This window comes from Argonema galeatum A003/A1 (genome assembly GCF_023333595.1).
GTDB classification, from domain to species: domain Bacteria; phylum Cyanobacteriota; class Cyanobacteriia; order Cyanobacteriales; family Aerosakkonemataceae; genus Argonema; species Argonema galeatum.
Map to the genome: position 1 here is coordinate 17,353 of NZ_JAIQZM010000035.1, position 17,119 is coordinate 34,471.

The window sequence follows — 17,119 nt, forward strand, 5'->3', positions numbered from 1 at the left end:
GGCGAAGCATTGCGGGATTTATCTTAACTCAAAACCGAAACGTTAATTCCGCAATGCTTCGCCCCTACATAATCTTGTGGCGGGAACGGAATAACCTAAACTTCTCCTAGTCCCTAGCTATACCTACCGCGTATTGCAATTAGTCAAACCAAAAGTTATACTTTTATTTCACCTGAAAGTATAATTTCATGGCAAACGTCAAAACAGCAATTTCGCTGCCAGAATCTTTGTTTAAACAAGCGGAGGCGGTAGCTGAAGAACTGAAAGTCTCACGCAGTCGCTTAATGGCACTTGCGCTAGAAGAATTTATCCGCCGTCGTCAAAATCTACAATTGTTAGAGAAAATTAATGCCGCATACGCTGACCCCCCCGATGAGGAAGAACAAACTATGCTTCGCACTATAAGCCGCTATCATCGGCGGATTGTTGAAGGCGAATGGTAATCAATCAAGGTGATATTTTCTGGATCGATCTCGATGCGCCTTCTGAACAAACCCAGATTTAGGCATCATCGCTAACGGCAGTTCGCACCAACGTCCAGATTGTCCAGCCAATTGTTGAAATCAAAACGAATACCATCAGTAAGGATAGAGCCGAAAAAGGAGATATGATTGCCATCAGTAATAAAGATAATAGCAGAACCATCGAAACTGATTTTTTCATCGGTGTTTTTTATCATCAATTATTTCTACTCTTTCAGTCTATCTACTCAATTTTAGATAAACCTCTAACTTTGGCGGCATTTGAGGTAGACTGATGGCATTCATGCGATCGATCGCTTCGTGTCATGCTGTCTCACCCCCAATCCCTTAACGCTGCACTTATCCCAGGTACTCTGCGTCGCGTTCACCATATCGCCTTGAACGTTAAAGATATGCAGGTTTCTCGCCATTTCTACGGAAATATCCTGGGTTTGCACGAATTGACAGGCGATGAGGTTCCCAAAACGCTGGTTGACTTGGTAGCTGCTGGGAAAGTTGCCAACTTCGTTACTCCCGATGGTACAGTGATCGATTTGTTTTGGGAACCGGATCTCTCACCGCCAGATCCAGACCCCAGTCGCGCTTTTACTCGCGCCAATCATTTAGCCTTTGATATCGATCCGCAGTTGTTCGATACCGCGCTTGAAGTGCTGAAACTGCATCAAATACGCATAGATCATGGCCCGGTTACTCGTCCTACCGGACGCGGAATCTATTTTTACGATCCTGATGGTTTTTTGATAGAGATACGCTGCGATCCTAATTAAATAGGATGGCAAGATCCGATCGCGATCGCGTACTTGAAGCCCGCCAGCGCGGGCTTTGTTTGTATAGCCGCGACTTTAGTCGTCGGGTAAAAAAGGGTTTAGGCAAGCCGATTTGGTATCGCAAGTATAGCTAGCCCCTAGTCCCTAGCTATAATTTGTGGCTAACCCACAAGAATCATGACAAAACCCGCCCCTACAACTTCCGACGAAGGCACTAGCCCCTTCCGGCCTAAGTCCTGCTTGAGTTTCAGACACTGCGGGATATAGAGTCAGGTTAGTTATATGAAGATTTGTAAATATACTTGACGAGGATAGCAGAGGTGAGTCAATATAGTTTCAGAGGCGAACAGAGGCTCTGGAAAAACCAAGAGAAATTCTACTCTCCTATCCAAACGACAATTAGTTTTACAGGAAGAAGCTGACATGACGAACACCAACTCAATTAAAACTGGCCTGAGCTTTGCAAAGATTGCCAAGAAAACCTACATACTGGGTATTTTGACTGCCAGCACCCTTGGGCTGGTTCCCTTTACGGCCCAAGCTAATCCTAATCCTTGCTGCCAATCTCGTGGTGGCGACAACGCTGTCATTCAGACAAGTAACCAACAAGCGACTGTTAAGGGTAAGGGTAACTCAATTAACCAGAATTCCAGTCAGTCAAATTACGGCGGTCGTAGCCAAGGAACAGGCAATCAAGGGGTTGTACAAGACCAATATCAGGAAGCCAACAGTCATGGGTATGGTAACCGAGTGGATCAAACAGCTCGGCAAAGCAATGGCAACCAAAATCAATTTCGTCGTCCCGTTCATCGTCCCTCTAGCTGTAATAATACTTGCGCTAAAAAGGGAATTTAGTTACCGCGACCGCGTGATTTTGTCAGCTTCCTAGTAGGGCGGAAGAAAGTACGAGGCTTGCGAACGCTTCAAGCCTCAGCACTTTCTTCCTCCTAATAGAAGCTGTTACTTACAGAAAATAAAGCCATGAATAAAACTTACATATTTGGTGTTTTGGCTTTTGCCACTCTTGGGATGTTGCCCCTGCCTGCAATGGCTCAATCTTACAACAGTAGAGGTGGTGATAGTGCTGTTTCTCAACAAAGTTCGCAAACCGCTACCGTGACGGGCAACAGCAATAATGTGAAAAAACATATCAATGTGATTAATATCGATCGCAGCGGTAGAGGCGGGCGTCAGAGATGGGGCAACCGGGGTGTTGTGCAGAACCAAAATCAGGGAGTCGATGTCAGGGGCGATCGCAATACAGTTCGTCAAAACGGGCGGCAATTCAATAGCGATCGAAGCTATCCGGGTTTTGTCGATCGGTCCATTTGAAATATTTCTTCCACTAGCTTTTTCAAGAGATACACATGAGAGTTTCTTTAATTGCGTTTAGCTTTTTATCTGTTTCTGCTGTTTTAGTTTTTGAGCCTTTTTCAAACTCTTCTGTTAGGGCACAATGCGTGCAATTCGATCAGGGAATTCAAGTTTCCATCAGTGGTTCTGGGCCAGCGCGACGCAGCAATAACGTAGATATGCAAAGTGAAGGGTCTTGTAGAGGAAACGCTATTGTAACTACTGGTCAACAGATTCATGTAGGGCCGGGTCGGGCAGTTCAAGAACGAAATGTACGACAAACTCTGCGCGGCGGTAGCAATAATGGAATTGGGAAAGGCCCAACAGTTCAGATTCGAGTTAATCCCACAATTGACGTATACAACGCAGCAGATCGATACAGAAATTTACAGCCTCGGTAAAAAGTAATTTTCCGATCTTTCTGCTAGAGTTTAATCAGATTTTCTCGCAAAGAAAAATCAACGATTGCTCGAAATAAATACGCCTAGTGAATAGCTAGAAGGGAATAATTTTGAGCAGTCGTTTTTCTTAAATTAGGAGTTACAGTATGAATCGGATGATTTTGATTTTTGCTACTACCTGCATTGCTTTAGTCGCCGCATACGATCGGGCCGCGATCGCAGAAATATTTTTGGATAGTGCCAGCCAAGAATCCAGCATTGACTTTAATTACAATCCCCAGGCTCTCGGCAAATCTAGTAAGTTCAATCACTTGCTATACATAAACAAAAGTTTTTTCTTACCACATCTTGATTCAGGAGAAGTTTCTCCAAGTAATCTCACCCAAACAGATAATTTACTTGCTAGAGAGCCACAAAGAAAAAATCCTCCTGCCATACATATAACAAAGCCTCGTCAGCCGCGCCAAAATGTTTCCGAGCAACAACAAACCACCAGGATTAATCTGGATTCGCCAAATATCAGGCAAGCTCATAATCTGGTAATTAGCAGCGATTCAGGCACAGAATTAACTGCACAAATCACTGTAGACGGCAGAGTTGTTAAAACAATTAAAGGTCGTGGAGGTACGGTTAATTTATCAAGATTTCTCTCCAGAGGCAGACACAATATTCAAATTTCAGGTAACTATACACCTGCAAGTTCCTCCGTTCAAGTAGAGTTTTCTGGTTCTGGCACAACAATAGATCAAGCCACAGGAGGTAGCGGCATAGTAAGGCAGATTTTCATTATCGATGTGGAATAGCCAAATACCAAAGACTACTACGCGATCGCATTTTGTAGGCATTTCGCTTCTAAACAACATCCAAACACCGAAGTCTCGCCTGTGCGAACAGACTCGGTGCTTTTTGCTTATAGTAGGTTACATCTGAGGTATAGAGCCCGTTTCAGGTGAGTGATACCAAATCCGGGTTGGTTACCCCATGAGAATTTTTGGCCTAAACATTGTAGAGACGTTTCATGAAACATCTCTACAGCCTATAGACATAACGGGGGTAATCGTTGCGGATTTGGTATGAGATACAGAGAAACTTGAAGAAACCTCTTCAAGAAACCCGGTTTCTTAAAGAGTTCTTGAAGAAACCCGGTTTCTGCGGTGTACTTCATACAACTGAAAACCGCTGTAAGCTATCGTAGAAACAGAGGCATTCACCTTGCTTGTCCTGTGTGACTCCATTCAATAGACAAGGTTACCTCTGCGGAAACCTTTGAACCACGCTTAAAACTCTGCTTTGCTTAGGTTATTTAACTCATAATTTTTGTAAACTATTTCAGAGGTAGCGTTTGAGGAGGTGATTAGAGTCTAAGTAGTTGTGTCGTTAGAGAGGCGATTTACAGATGTTCTCGCGTCAATTCCTAATTCAGATGGCGCACGATCGCGAACTTTCTCCAGAACAGGAGGAAGTGTTCTTGCTGCGCTTTGCAGAGGAGATGGAATACGAAGAAATCGCCTTGAAACTGGAAACTTCCGAAGGTGCCTGCCTCAAACGCATGGGCCAAGTCTATAACAAGTTTGGCATCGACGGTTTTACCAGAGGCAAAGAGAACCGTCTCCGCATTTACCTGCACAATCAGGCGCAGCGGCCTAGAGAAGAAGAGGAAAGAAGAGGAAAATATGGAGACGCGGTGATGCCGTCGCCCTTATCTGAAATTTCCAATACCCAGACCCAAAATGCGATCTTTATCTCCTACCGCCCCCAAGAACCAGACCTCCACCTTGCCGAACAGCTCTCAGAAGCCCTGAAAGCGTCTAGTCAGCAAGTATTCATGGCACAGGAAACCATCCGGCTGGGAGAAAATTGGCCCCAACGCATCGACATCGAATTAAAGCAGTGCGATTACTTCCTGCTGCTGCTATCTCCTCAATCCGCCTTCAGCGATATGCTGATCTCGGAAGTACAGCGCGTCAAAGAGTTGCGTTCTATCCACAACAAACCAGCAATTTTAGCCATTCGCGTCGATTTTCCCCTCAACTCGCCGCTAAGCTACGACCTTCGCAGCCATTTACACGACGTTCCCCAAATTCAGTGGCGAGGAGAAGCCGACACAGCCGCCGTTGTGCAAGAAATCCTCAGCTTTGTCAAAGATGGGCGTAAGAATATACAATCTGATGCCCAAGGGCCGATCGATCGAACAGATCTCAGTCTTACCCCGATCGCATTAACCATACCCGTAACATCGGAAAGCTTGGACGGTCGTCCATTACCAGTAGCAGCGCCGGAAGTACCGGAGGGTCAAGTGGACTTAGCCTCCTCCTTTTATATAGACCGACCTCCGATTGAATCTCGCTGTTACGAAATGATTTTGCAACCGGGTGCGCTGATTCGCATCAAAGCACCCCGACAAATGGGCAAAACTTCCTTAATGGCTAGGATTCTCAATCACGCAGAAAATTCCGGCTGTAAAACAGTAAGTTTGAGCTTTCACCTAGCAGAGCGATCGATCTTCAGCAACCTGGATCGATTCTTAAAGTGGTTCTGCGCTTGTGTTGGTTTAGAATTGCAGCTGCCTAATAAACTAGCGGACTATTGGGATGATATTTTTGGCAGCAAAGTTAACTGCAAAGCCTACTTTGAAAAATACTTGCTCGCCGAAATAGATCAGCCCCTCGTCTTGGGATTGGATGAAGTCGATCGCGTTTTTGAACACCCAGAAATTGCCGACGACTTTTTCGGACTTCTCCGAACTTGGCACGAAGAATCGAAAAAGCGCGACATTTGGAAAAAACTTCGCTTGGTAGTCGTACATTCCACAGAAGTTTATATTCCCCTCGACATCAATCAATCACCTTTCAACGTAGGATTGCCAATTGAATTGCCAGAATTTAGCAGCCATCAAGTGCAGGAATTGGCGCAGCGGTACGGATTGAATTGGAACGCCTCCCAGGTAGAACAACTGATGAACACGGTGGGAGGACACCCATATTTACAGCGGTTTGCTCTCTATCACATTGCTCGCCAAGACATCACCCTTGAAGAACTGCTCCAAACAGCACCTACAGAAGCGGGACTTTATAGCGATCATCTGCGACGCCACTTGTGGAATCTTCAACAGCGCCCAGAATTAGCGCAAGCGATGCTCGAAGTTGTTGCTACATCTAACCCAGTGCGACTAGAAGCAGAAGTGGCGTTTAAATTGCACAGTATGGGGTTGGTACATCTGCAAGGTAATAATGTGAAACCGCGCTGCGATTTATATCGTCGATATTTTAGAGAACGATTGGGAAGCAGTTGATGAAGACAGCACAAAAATTAGTCGCGATTACCATATTGTTGGCACCGTTATTAATATGTAATGTAGGGGTTGGTTTAACTGCAATCTTGAACCAAGAGTATTCTCGTGACCAGGTTGAACCTGGTCACGAAAGCCGGGAGGTTCTACCTCCCGTTGTACAAGCAAAGAAATCTTGTTCGATTAGCGGACGATTATTCGGCGATGGTATCCAAGAAGACGGCTCTTATTACGTTGTACCTTCCGCTCCTAATAGGGATGAGTCTCGATCGAGAATGGCTCGGATCGATTCTTCTAACCCTTCTTATCAATTATCGTCTTTGCCAGCAGGTCGTTACGTGCTTCGCGTTTTTCGCAGCGAATCCGGTTCCCTCCTTCCGGTAAAGACTTTTCCCCGCCAGAGAGAGGTAAACTGTACTGGTAGTGCAATCAGAAACGTGGATTTTGAAGTCCAGTAAGGGAATTGCAGATTTGAGATTTAAAATTGCTTTCTTTGAATGGCAAATCTAAAATTAAATCTAAAATCTAAAATTTAAAATCATCTAGGGTCATCTATATGAAAACAGAGAGTTACGGCAACGGACTTTCTCATCCTTATAAATATCAAGTTGGCGGAAGTCTACCACCTGATGCTCCCACTTATGTGAAGCGACAAGCCGATCGCGATTTTTATGAAGGAGTGAAAGCTGGGGAATTTTGCTATGTACTTAATTCCCGACAAATGGGAAAGTCCAGCTTGCAGCTGCGAACTATGCAAAGGTTAATTTCAGATGGAATTGCCTGTGCGGCGATCGATCTTTCAGAGATTGGTAACTGGGATGTCACCCAAAACCAGTGGTATGCAGGTGTTGTTTATTCCTTAGTAAATAGTTTCGATCTGTTTGACAAAATAGAATTAAGGAGTTGGTGGCGCGAGCGGGAGTTTCTCTCCCCCATACAAAGGTTGAGTCAGTTTCTTGACGAAGTGTTGCTGGTTGAAGTCAGCCAACCTATTGCTATCTTTATTGATGAAATAGATAGCATTCTCAGACTTAGCTTTCCGACAGATGATTTTTTTGCATTCATCCGCTACTGCTACAACAAACGAGCCGAAAACCCAGAATACAATCGTCTCACTTTTGCGCTTTTGGGAGTGACAACCCCATCCGATTTAATCCAAGACAAAAATCGCACGCCTTTTAACATTGGCAGAGCAATTCAACTTAATGGCTTTCAATTAGATGAGGCTCAGCCTCTAGCTAAAGGGTTGGCAGAAAAAATCGCCAATCCCCATATCGTGCTGAATGAAGTGTTAGCCTGGACTGGTGGACAACCGTTTCTCACCCAGAAGATTTGTAAGCTCATTCTTGAACAAGCAGAGGAGCAAAAAAGCAACCCTCCCCTCTTTCCCCCCCTGTGGACGGGGGGGGACGAAGGGGGGGGTTCCGAATTACCAAAATCCCACCTCTCTCCCCCCCAGTGGACGGGGGGGGACGAAGGGGGGGGTTCCCAATTACCAAAATCCAAAATCGCCGATGTCGCGCAGCTAACGCGATCGCACATCATCGACAACTGGGAAGCGACTGATGAGCCAAAGCACCTCAAGACAATACGCGATCGCCTCTTAAGAAATGAGCAACACACAGGCAGATTGTTAGGACTATACCAACAAATTTTACAACAAGGCGAAATATCAGCAGATAACAGTTCAGAACAAACAGAATTACTCTTATCGGGATTAGTAGTCAAACGGCAAGGAAAATTAACAGCAGCCAACCGCATTTATGCCTCCATCTTTAACCAAAATTGGGTCGAAACCGTATTAGCAAATCTGCGACCTTATGCAGAATCATTAACAGCCTGGTTAGCCTCCAATTGCCAAGACGAATCCCGACTTTTGCGCGGCAAAGCCTTACAAGATGCCTTAGAATGGGCAGCAGAGCAAAGCTTGAGCGATCGCGATTATCAATTCTTGACAGCCAGTCAAGAATTAGACCGAAAACAAGTTGAAATCGCCTTAAAAGCCGAAAAACAGGCAAATCAAATATTAGCTGAAGCTCAACAAAAAGCCGATCGCACAATCAAAAGAGGCATTGCCGTTTTGGGCGTAATTTCCGCCCTCACAGCAGCAACTATTTTCCACGCCGCTACAAGCATAAAAGCCGAATGGGAAGGACTGAAACTAGAATCGAAAGGCATGAACTCCTTAAGATTATTTGAAACTCAAGGAGGCGAAGAAATCAAAGCTTTAGTCTCAGCCATGCAGGCGGGACAAGATTTGAAAAAAATGGTGGGAAAACATAGCACTTTGCAAAAATATCCAGCCATCAGTCCGTTATTAGCATTACAAACAATCCTCGATAAAATCCACGAGCGCAATCAACTAAAAGGTCATCAAGGCCAAATTTGGAGCGTAAGTTTTAGCCACGATGGCAAGCGCATTGCCACTACAGGAAACGACAACACTGTGCGTCTTTGGAATCGCTCCGGCAAACTGTTATCTACATTCAAAACCAATCAAGGTGAAGTCAAAACAGTAAGTTTTAGTACTGAAAAAAAGACCAATCCAAAATCCGCATTCCCAGGCAGGAGCCTGGGAACGAGCCAAAATTCAAAAATGCTTGACCGATATCGCATTACCACAGTAGGAGCAGATGGAAAAATTCGAGTTTGGAACCAGTTTGGAAAACCATTAAATTCTCCATTTAAAGGTCATAAAGGTCAAATTAGAAATATGAGTTTGAGCTTGGATGCAAAGCGGATTGCGATCGCAGATTCTGAGGGTACAGTGCGAATTTGGAACCAATTCGGACAGCAATTAGCTCACTTTAATAGCACGCGGGGTGAGATTAGAAGTATGAGTTTTAGCCCTGATGCACAGCGCATTGCCACAGCAGGCGCAGATGGCACGGTACGACTTTGGAACCAGTCTGGGAAACAGTTAAATCAATTTAAAAGTAACCCCGGTGGAGTTTGGAGTCTAAGTTTTAGTCCTGATGGACAGCGCATTGCCACCACTGGTGCAGATGGGACGGTGCGAATTTGGAAACAATTCGGCCAGCAATTGACTCAATTCAACACTAATCAAGACAGAGTTTGGAGCGTAAATTTCAGTCCTGATGGACAGCGCATTGCCACAACTGGTGCAGATGGGACGGTGCGGCTTTGGAACCAATTTGGGCAGCAGTTGGATAAATTCAACTCTCATCAAGGTGAAGTTTTGAGCGTGAGTTTTAGTCCCAACGGACATAGCCGGGATGGACAGCGCATTGCTACCGCCGGAGACGATGGTACGGTGAAACTTGCGGATTTGTGGGATTTACAGGTGTCGCGATCGGTCTCTCGCGGTCAACAATTACTTCTCAAAGATAGAGAGTTTTGGCGTGTAAGTTTTAGCCCCAATGGAAAGCACATTGCCACAGCTTACTCCAATGGCATGGTGCGACTTTGGAACGAGTCTGGACAGGAGTTAATTTCTGCATTCAAAGCTCATAAAAATTTAGTTTTAAGTGTAAGTTTTAGCCGTGATGGACAGTACCTTGCTACATCAGGAGATAATGGTATCGTGCGAATTTGGAATCAATCCGGGCAGTTATTAACTGAATTCAAAAGCAAGCAGGCACAAGTTAGAAGCATCAGCTTTCACCCTGACGGCAAGCGCATTGCCACCGCCGGAGATGACGGCACAGTGAGACTCTGGAACCAATCTGGAAAACCGCTAGATCTGATTTTTAAAGCACATCAGAGTCGGGTGTGGAGTATATCTTGGTCGCCAGATGGACAGCGCATTGTTACCGCAGGAGATGACAGCACGGTGAAAATTTGGAACCCAAATGGTGAGATTTTGACTCAATTTAATACTGAGCAAGGTGAGGTTAGAAGTATGAGTTTTAGCCCCGATGGACAACGCCTTGCTACGGCTGGATTGGATGGTACAGTTAAATTGTGGGTTAGGTTTGATAAGCCATCGGGTCAACTGCTGCTAGCTCAATTTAAAGCTCAAACGGGAGATATCTTTAGCGTCAGCTTTAGCGCTGATGGAAAGAGTTTAGCTACTGCTGGTTCTGACAGCACTGTAAGAATATGGCGCGTTGAAGAATTAGATGAATTGTTGAATCGGGGGTGCGAGTGGCTAAAAGATTATTTGGCTACTCATCAGGACGTTAGAGAACAACTAAAAGTATGTAAATAGTACAGAGAAACCCGGTTTCTTGAACAATACCTTCGCCATTTTTTTGTAGGTTGGGTTGAGTGAAGCGAAACCCAACGCATTTGTTGGGTTGAGTGCCTCAACCCAACCTACGAATCAAGGTATTTTTCATTTTGGCGAAGGTATTGTTGAATAAACCGGGTTTCTGAGGTGTACTTCATACAACTGAAAAGCCTCTATAAATCCAAAACCCTAATCAATCTTTCGGTAATCCTAAATCTGGCAAACCTTTGACAATTTTAACGGTTTCTAAACTAACCGTAATCACCTGTTTAATTAATCGCACAATATATTCTTCATCATCAAGTCGATTGGGATCATTTGTAATACCACTACGGTTATCTGTGCTAACCTGATATTGGTCAATTATCCAATCTAAAGCAGAACGGTTGCCTAAGCGATATTCAAATACTTCTGGCGGAATATCTGCTAAGGTGAGAAAGTCGTTATATTTGAGTTGGCTTTTATCTTTAGAAAGGCGCATTTTTTCCACGCGCCAATCAATTGGTAAGTCTTTATTTTCGATATGTTTTAGGCGATATTCGGGCTGTTGTTCGTAGTTAATATGAATTTCTGCTAGTCGTTTTCCTGCTGTTGCGAAAGGATGAAATTCTGGCGCGAAGGGTATGCGGGGAAGTTCTCGTTTTAGGTTGGCGGCGTAGCGTTCTCGGTAGTCGGGATGATGCAGAAGTGAGTATGTGTAATGAAAGATATCCCATTTGGTAATTGTGGTATCTTGGTAATGGGTGCGATATTGTTCTAATGCCCAATCAGTGATGTTTTCTTTGCGATTTGTTCCGTCTTCATCGTAGGTGTAGAAGGGGAAACATTGAGAGTCACCTGTTAAATGTAAGTCAGGAATATACCTAACGATTAAACAATGAAATGGTTTAGTATTACCTACACTACTCAAACAAATAACTAAATTTTCTGCTTCCGTTTCTGGATTGGGAAATATAGAAGGAAATACATAAACTTCTTCGTTTAAAGTTCTGTCAAAAAACAAAAATGAACGAGTAAAAGGACGATATAGAGAAGTTCTGATTTTGGCTTCGGAAAACTCGGCTAATTTTTCTCTTTGTAAATCTAGTTTTAAATCTCGACTCCAACTTATTTGCGTATCATCATAGCTCACAAATTCATCAACTTTAACTGAGCGATCTTTTCTATGAGTCCATTTAATTACTTGGTCGTTGTAATTATTAATTATTATTTGAATGCTTGATGAAATTTTATCAAATTTAAAATTATATGCCCAAACATCCCGGCAAGTTGCTACCCCCCGACTGTAGATTTTAAACAAACAATCAGTTACATCTCCCTTGGCTGATTTTGTTTCCTTACTTCCTAATTCAACAAACGTCTCAAACTCATCTTCTAAACCTTCAGTTAACCAATTATAATTTTTATCAGGCTTAATCTCTTGCCATTCCACATTGCCAATATGCCCAAGTTTTTCTAAATTATCTAACTTTTCTTCTTTCCGCCAAAACTCATCCATTCGAGCATAGTAGATTTGTGCTTTTTTCATAAATTATCCCTAAATTCCTCAAACAAAGCCTACCTTGCTGTAATTTTTCGAGAATAAACTTTTCTTATTCTGATTTTAAAGCAATTTGCATTAAATCACCTCTATTTGACATTGCGCCATCAACGATCAATTATTGTAAATATCTCCTCTAAATCCTATATCATAAATTTGGAGTTCATTTCGTTCGGTATCGATTGTAAAAATGATTCTCATTTTGCCAACTCGCATTCTCAAAAAACCTTGCCATTCTCCCTCTAATGTTTTGATGTCAAACTCTCCTAATGGTACTAAACCAGATTGTTCAAGTGAGTCAAGCAAATAGCAAATTTTATTACGAATTCTTTCTGCATCTTTAGCTGAAAGCTTTTTGAGAAACTTAATCGAATTTTTACTGAATGTTAGTTCCATGTCGCACCCAATCTGTCATATTCACAAAATCATCTTTGTCATAATCTGACGGTGAGCCAAATTGTTTCTTAATTGCCTGCATTTCTTTTTCACTAACACGCGGAATCAAAGCTAAACAAAGAGCAAGTCGTTCTTCCTTCAATACTTCACGAATTGTTTCTCGTACACTTTCTTGAATAATATCTTTAAGTTCTTGTGCTTCCATCTCTACTCCCTATCTTTTGAACTAGCTTGGCTTTTTACAAATATATTAACACACCCCACCTTAATATTCAACAGATGAAACAACTGTGCGATTTTCTTTAGCAGCGAGTTCAAAAATTTCGATATCTTCAGATGCGTGCATTCCATAGTCACGAACATGAACGGAATCAAAACCCGCTTGTTGCAATCCAGTTGCGATTATTGGAGATAAAGCGTTATCAATCAAAAATTTCATGCACTTAATAAGGGTAATTCTCTTTCTCGAACTGCTTGAGCAGCATAATGTAAAGCTTCCTGAATATCCTCTATTTCCAAGTCAGGAAATGCCTCTAAAATTTCATTATCCCTCATTCCTTCGGCAAACATCCCAACAACAGTAGCAACAGGAATCCGTAAGTCACGAAGGCAAGGAACTCCCCCCATTTTTTTCGGATTGACTGTAATTCTTGTGAATTTCATAATTAATCGCTCTCCTTACGATGCTTGACAAAAATATTAACACTCACACCCACCTGAATACCAAACACATTATGAGTTGTCCCTGACAGCTTAGGATTTTTTCTCACATTCCCCCCCAAGTCAAACACATATATTTTATCAAAATCTTTCTCTAGCTGCTGTCTCATGCCATCAAAAGCTATTTGTTCGATAAAGCTGTTATTGGTGACAAAGGCAATAATTCCTTCTTCTGATATTCTATCACTCGCCCAGCGAATCGCCTTCACATAAGGATCGGAAAGAGCATTTTTATTAGTTGCTTTTGATGCTTTGGCATAAGTTGCCGAAACAACATCATCTATTCCCGTTTTATCTTTAGTCGTATATCTCCGGTTTTTATTATTATCATTTTCATTCAACTGCCCTACATTATAAGGAGGATTACCCATAATTACAAAAATATTTGACTGTCTCTGCCTTTCCACGCGCTTCATGTTGGCAGGACTAAATAAATTTAACTGTTGAACAGCTTGATCTTCAAACGTATCAACTAAACAAATACCTTCAAAAGTTTTATATTCCCCCGCTTGCTCAAAATATTCATGCTCAATATTCATCGCCGCAATATAATAAGGCAACAGCATCACCTCATTACAGTGCAATTCATGTTCATACTTATAAGGTAAAGCCGATTTTTGAATTCCGGCGATTTCTCGCATTACCCGAATAATAAAATTCCCCGTTCCCACAAACGGATCGAGGATATGAACGCCTTTATCAATTAACGACTTCCCAAACTCCCTCTGCAAAATTTCCTCAACACTTTTCACCATAAAACTTACAATCGGTTGAGGAGTATAAACAATCCCGTGAGTATCGGCAACCTTTACCGAAAAACCTTGGAAGAATCGCTCATAAATCCGATTGAGAAAATCTTGTTTTTGGGCATAATCATCAATAGTGGCTGCGGTTTCCTCAATTGCACCATAAAACCGATCGAGCTTATTCAAAAAATGACTGCGACTAAAAGATTTAGAAGTTAAAGCATTAATTACTTTCTCAATTTCTACCGCAATAATATTACGTTGAGCAAAATCAGGATTATTGAACACGCTGCGAAAAATGCGTTCAGTCAATAAATGCTGAATCAACATTTCCTCAACCGCTGCTTCCGAAAGATTGGGGTTAATTGACTGACGACAAAGTAGCAGAAAATCAGCAAAAGCATCAATAAACTTTTTGTTTTTCTTCTCTTGATCTCTGATTAATTCTAATAACGCAGTAGCGTGTTCTTTAACGCGACTACCAAACTCTTCAACCGCCCTTTCCCATTGTTCAATAGCTGGCGGTCGATATTCAAAAAACTGGCGAACGACATCTACCAACCCCTGCGGTTTGGTGATATCTTCATCCATCACCAGTTTGCCATCTTGGTAGAGAATAGCCCGATCGGGCCGTTGAAAAATGATATTATCTTTGGGATAGCCAGCAGCAAACTTTTTCGGAATTTCCTTCTTTAAATCATCCTTAATATCCTTCGCTTCCCAATAAGCACGCGCCAAGTTATAATCATCAACCAATGCCCCATCCATCCGAATGGGCTGTTTCTGGGGTCGCTTGATGGCATATTGTGGCACTAATGTCCATTTGAACTGCCGACCACAGGACTCTAACAACTGCTGAAATGCCGTTTGCACAGCCCCTTCATGTACAACCCCCAGTTTGGCATACTGTTCTAAAGCTTCGTAGTAGGCTTTAACAGGTTTGTTGGTGGGCTTGAGACTGAGATTCGGCATAGAAAAGCTTACGTATAAGCAAACAATTGACTTTATCCAGTATGCCTAACTATAGCTGATTGGGACGGTTCGGTCGGCGATCGCGTAGCGTGCCCTTGGCGATCGCTGACCCATCGTAAAGGGCAGTAGTAGACTGATTCAGAAAATAGTTACACTATATGATGTCATCTCGTAATTGCATAAATTACAACTATGGAACGAGAAGCTGTAACTATCCGCATTCCTGCCGACCTGCTTCAGCAAGCGAGGCAGTTTCGAGAAGGCAGCGAGTCTTTTAACGAGATGGTTGTTGAAGCGATCGCCCGTGAGGTGCGACGACGGCGATCGCTGGCAGCCCATCAGCGCATAGTAGCTCGTAGCGCCGAAGTAGAAGCTGCAACAGGTATTAAATCAAGCTCTGTGGACTTGATTCGTCAGTTGCGAGCAGATGAGGGACGGCGTGACTAAGTGTATCGACACCAGCGTTTGGATTCCTTATCTTATTCCTGAGACACTGCAACTCCAAGCCAGAAACTTGATCGTTCCGTTACTGACATCAAATGTGCGTTTGGTTGCTCCAGCATTTGCATGGGCGGAAGTTGGCTCAGTGTTGCGAAAAAAAGCTAGGTTGGGGGGAATTACCGCAGCACAGGCACAGGGATTTTATGATGACTTCTGCCAAATGCCTGTTGACTATCTTGATAGCGATGCTATCCGCGCCAGAACATGGGCTATAGCCGAACAGTTCTCGCTGGCAACTCTCTATGATGCTGCTTTTCTGGCAGTCGCCGAGCTAGAATCTGCCGAATTCTGGACAGCAGACCAATCTTTGCTCAATACGCTTACACCATGTCCAGCTTATGTCCAAAAACTGGAAGCATAAATTACGTCATAACCGGGTGCAGATAACCTTACCGCCCTCAGCGCCGCCGCCTACTTCTCGATCGCCTCTCTTCCAGAGAAACCACCTCAGCTTCTCTACTCTCCCTTGCCACCCGAATCAAAATTCCAGCCCCCAGCAAACTCGCAATCATCGAATTGCCCCCATAGCTAAACAACGGTAAAGGCAAACCCGTCGTCGGTAGGGCACCCGTCGCCACACCAATATTCATCAGCGACTGTCCCACCATCAAAATCATCACACCGATCGCTACAAGTCGATGAATCGCATTTTGAGCCTTCATCGACACAATCAATGCCAGCGTCCCGTACACTAAAAGCAGCAGCAACAGCACCAAAGAGCCTGCAAAGCCAAACTCCTCAGCAAACACAGCAAAGATAAAATCCGTGTACTGAATCGGCAGATAAAATAACTTTTGCTGAGACAGCCCAAATCCAGTTCCCCAAGTCCCACCAGAACCAACCGCCAGCAGACTTTGAACCAACTGGTAACCATCCTGCATTGGATCGGCCCAAGGATTCAGAAAAGACATGATCCGCCGTCGCTGATATTCCTTAACGCTGATACTGATAGTCGCTAGCAGCAATCCACCCAAAGCCGTTCCCATCAGGTAAATATAAGGTAACCCAGCTGCTAAAGCGATCAGCCAAATAGTAATCCCGCAGAATGCAGTCGTACTAAGATTAGGTTGCAGCAAAATACCCAAAAGCACCAGAGCGAAAATAAACAGCCAAGTCAAACGAACTTTCCAGCTCAACCGAGCCCATTGACCAAATATCCTAGCACTCTGTAGCACTAGGAAAGGCTTGATCAGCTCCGAGGGTTGAATTGGCATCGGGCCTAAAGACAGCCAGCGGGTCGCTCCATTAGTAGTCGTTCCCAATCCGGGAATCAAAGTGACTAAAATCAACGCTAACAGCAGCACCACAAACCAATGAGCCATACCCAAGACATAGCGCAGCGGGAAATGCACCATCAGGTTAAATCCCACCATGCCAACCATAACTGAGACGAGTTGGCGCTTGAAATAGTACAGCCCATCTCCGTAATAGGCGTCCCCGACAGGATAAGACGCCGAGAACAACACCACCAATCCCATAAACAGCCACAGGAAAGTTAACCACCGCAACAATCGGGCTTCTATTGCCCATTCCTGGAGGTCGCCATCAACAAAGGGAATTAGGTGACGTAAGTTCACAAACCGCTATATAACATCTAGACTGCGCTCCAACCAATCTACACTACTGTGACAAAATTATAAAAACTTTGCCGCCTTCGATATCATGACTGTAAGCCATGAAATCGAAGGCGGCGCTATTTCAAACTCCCAATCCCCCAGGGGGGATGGGCATTTTTCGAGAATTTTTTGACATGATTCTCG

General features: G+C 43.6%; 20 protein-coding genes. 12 read left to right on the top strand and 8 right to left on the bottom strand.

Features of this window, described 5'->3' with window-relative positions; all coding sequences use genetic code 11:
* Positions 1–188: 188 nt before the first annotated feature.
* Positions 189–443: a hypothetical protein gene (locus LAY41_RS25825; RefSeq protein WP_249104428.1), complete on the top strand. Its 255-nt coding sequence runs from the start codon at positions 189–191 to the stop codon at positions 441–443.
* 58 nt (positions 444–501) lie between these two features.
* Here the strand turns inward: LAY41_RS25825 and LAY41_RS25830 are convergent, their stop codons facing one another.
* Positions 502–663 (bottom strand): hypothetical protein, encoded by a 162-nt coding sequence (locus LAY41_RS25830; protein ID WP_249070152.1) that lies wholly within the window; start codon positions 661–663, stop codon positions 502–504.
* A gap of 124 nt (positions 664–787) precedes the next feature.
* Here LAY41_RS25830 and LAY41_RS25835 point away from each other — a divergent pair, with 124 nt between their 5' ends.
* The 9 genes from LAY41_RS25835 to LAY41_RS25870 all read left to right on the top strand — a co-directional run bounded on the left by LAY41_RS25835 (position 788) and on the right by LAY41_RS25870 (position 10,463).
* The gene (locus LAY41_RS25835; RefSeq protein WP_249104430.1) at positions 788–1,249 is read left to right on the top strand and encodes a VOC family protein; all 462 of its coding nucleotides are present in this window, start codon (positions 788–790) and stop codon (positions 1,247–1,249) included.
* A gap of 5 nt (positions 1,250–1,254) precedes the next feature.
* Complete coding sequence (locus tag LAY41_RS32420; protein ID WP_275974406.1) at positions 1,255–1,383, top strand: hypothetical protein; 129 nt, start codon at positions 1,255–1,257, stop codon at positions 1,381–1,383.
* Between the two features lie 289 nt (positions 1,384–1,672).
* Positions 1,673–2,104 (top strand): hypothetical protein, encoded by a 432-nt coding sequence (locus LAY41_RS25840; protein WP_249104432.1) that lies wholly within the window; start codon positions 1,673–1,675, stop codon positions 2,102–2,104.
* A 126-nt stretch (positions 2,105–2,230) separates the two neighbouring features.
* Positions 2,231–2,581 carry a hypothetical protein gene (locus LAY41_RS25845; RefSeq protein WP_249104434.1) on the top strand — a complete coding sequence of 117 codons (351 nt, stop codon included), beginning with the start codon at positions 2,231–2,233 and terminating at the stop codon, positions 2,579–2,581.
* Between the two features lie 35 nt (positions 2,582–2,616).
* On the top strand, positions 2,617–3,003 hold the full coding sequence (locus LAY41_RS25850) for a hypothetical protein (protein WP_249104436.1): 387 nt from the start codon (positions 2,617–2,619) through the stop codon (positions 3,001–3,003).
* A gap of 146 nt (positions 3,004–3,149) precedes the next feature.
* Positions 3,150–3,806 carry a hypothetical protein gene (locus LAY41_RS25855; RefSeq protein ID WP_249104437.1) on the top strand — a complete coding sequence of 219 codons (657 nt, stop codon included), beginning with the start codon at positions 3,150–3,152 and terminating at the stop codon, positions 3,804–3,806.
* 593 nt (positions 3,807–4,399) lie between these two features.
* The gene (locus tag LAY41_RS25860) at positions 4,400–6,295 is read left to right on the top strand and encodes an AAA-like domain-containing protein (protein ID WP_249104439.1); all 1,896 of its coding nucleotides are present in this window, start codon (positions 4,400–4,402) and stop codon (positions 6,293–6,295) included.
* Positions 6,295–6,750, top strand: a complete 456-nt coding sequence (locus LAY41_RS25865; RefSeq protein ID WP_249104441.1) for a hypothetical protein — start codon at positions 6,295–6,297, stop codon at positions 6,748–6,750. Before LAY41_RS25860 ends, LAY41_RS25865 begins: the two co-directional genes overlap by 1 nt.
* Positions 6,751–6,848: 98 nt before the next feature.
* Positions 6,849–10,463 carry an AAA-like domain-containing protein gene (locus LAY41_RS25870; RefSeq protein WP_249104443.1) on the top strand — a complete coding sequence of 1,205 codons (3,615 nt, stop codon included), beginning with the start codon at positions 6,849–6,851 and terminating at the stop codon, positions 10,461–10,463.
* Positions 10,464–10,677: 214 nt separating this feature from the next.
* Here LAY41_RS25870 and LAY41_RS25875 read toward each other — a convergent pair whose 3' ends face one another.
* The 6 genes from LAY41_RS25875 to LAY41_RS25900 form a co-directional block, all read right to left on the bottom strand.
* A complete protein-coding gene (locus tag LAY41_RS25875) occupies positions 10,678–12,012 on the bottom strand; it encodes a type ISP restriction/modification enzyme (protein WP_249104444.1) in 1,335 nt (444 codons plus the stop codon).
* A gap of 126 nt (positions 12,013–12,138) precedes the next feature.
* A complete protein-coding gene (locus LAY41_RS25880; protein ID WP_249104446.1) occupies positions 12,139–12,420 on the bottom strand; it encodes a type II toxin-antitoxin system RelE family toxin in 282 nt (93 codons plus the stop codon).
* Positions 12,401–12,625 (bottom strand): hypothetical protein, encoded by a 225-nt coding sequence (locus LAY41_RS25885; protein WP_249104448.1) that lies wholly within the window; start codon positions 12,623–12,625, stop codon positions 12,401–12,403. Before LAY41_RS25885 ends, LAY41_RS25880 begins: the two co-directional genes overlap by 20 nt.
* Before the next feature lie 60 nt (positions 12,626–12,685).
* Positions 12,686–12,859 (bottom strand): DUF5615 family PIN-like protein, encoded by a 174-nt coding sequence (locus LAY41_RS25890; RefSeq protein WP_249104450.1) that lies wholly within the window; start codon positions 12,857–12,859, stop codon positions 12,686–12,688.
* Positions 12,856–13,083 (bottom strand): DUF433 domain-containing protein, encoded by a 228-nt coding sequence (locus LAY41_RS25895; RefSeq protein ID WP_249104453.1) that lies wholly within the window; start codon positions 13,081–13,083, stop codon positions 12,856–12,858. The genes LAY41_RS25890 and LAY41_RS25895 overlap by 4 nt, the downstream gene beginning before the upstream one ends.
* 2 nt (positions 13,084–13,085) lie before the next feature.
* Entirely contained in the window at positions 13,086–14,858 is a 1,773-nt protein-coding gene (locus LAY41_RS25900; protein ID WP_249104455.1) for an N-6 DNA methylase, read from the bottom strand.
* Between the two features lie 192 nt (positions 14,859–15,050).
* Here LAY41_RS25900 and LAY41_RS25905 point away from each other — a divergent pair, with 192 nt between their 5' ends.
* Entirely contained in the window at positions 15,051–15,305 is a 255-nt protein-coding gene (locus LAY41_RS25905) for a YlcI/YnfO family protein (protein WP_249104456.1), read from the top strand.
* A complete protein-coding gene (locus tag LAY41_RS25910; RefSeq protein ID WP_249104459.1) occupies positions 15,298–15,720 on the top strand; it encodes a type II toxin-antitoxin system VapC family toxin in 423 nt (140 codons plus the stop codon). The genes LAY41_RS25905 and LAY41_RS25910 overlap by 8 nt, the downstream gene beginning before the upstream one ends.
* A gap of 37 nt (positions 15,721–15,757) precedes the next feature.
* On the opposite strand, the gene LAY41_RS25915 is transcribed toward LAY41_RS25910, so the two are convergent.
* Entirely contained in the window at positions 15,758–16,936 is a 1,179-nt protein-coding gene (locus LAY41_RS25915) for an FtsW/RodA/SpoVE family cell cycle protein (protein WP_249104460.1), read from the bottom strand.
* Between the last annotated feature and the right edge of the window lie 183 nt (positions 16,937–17,119).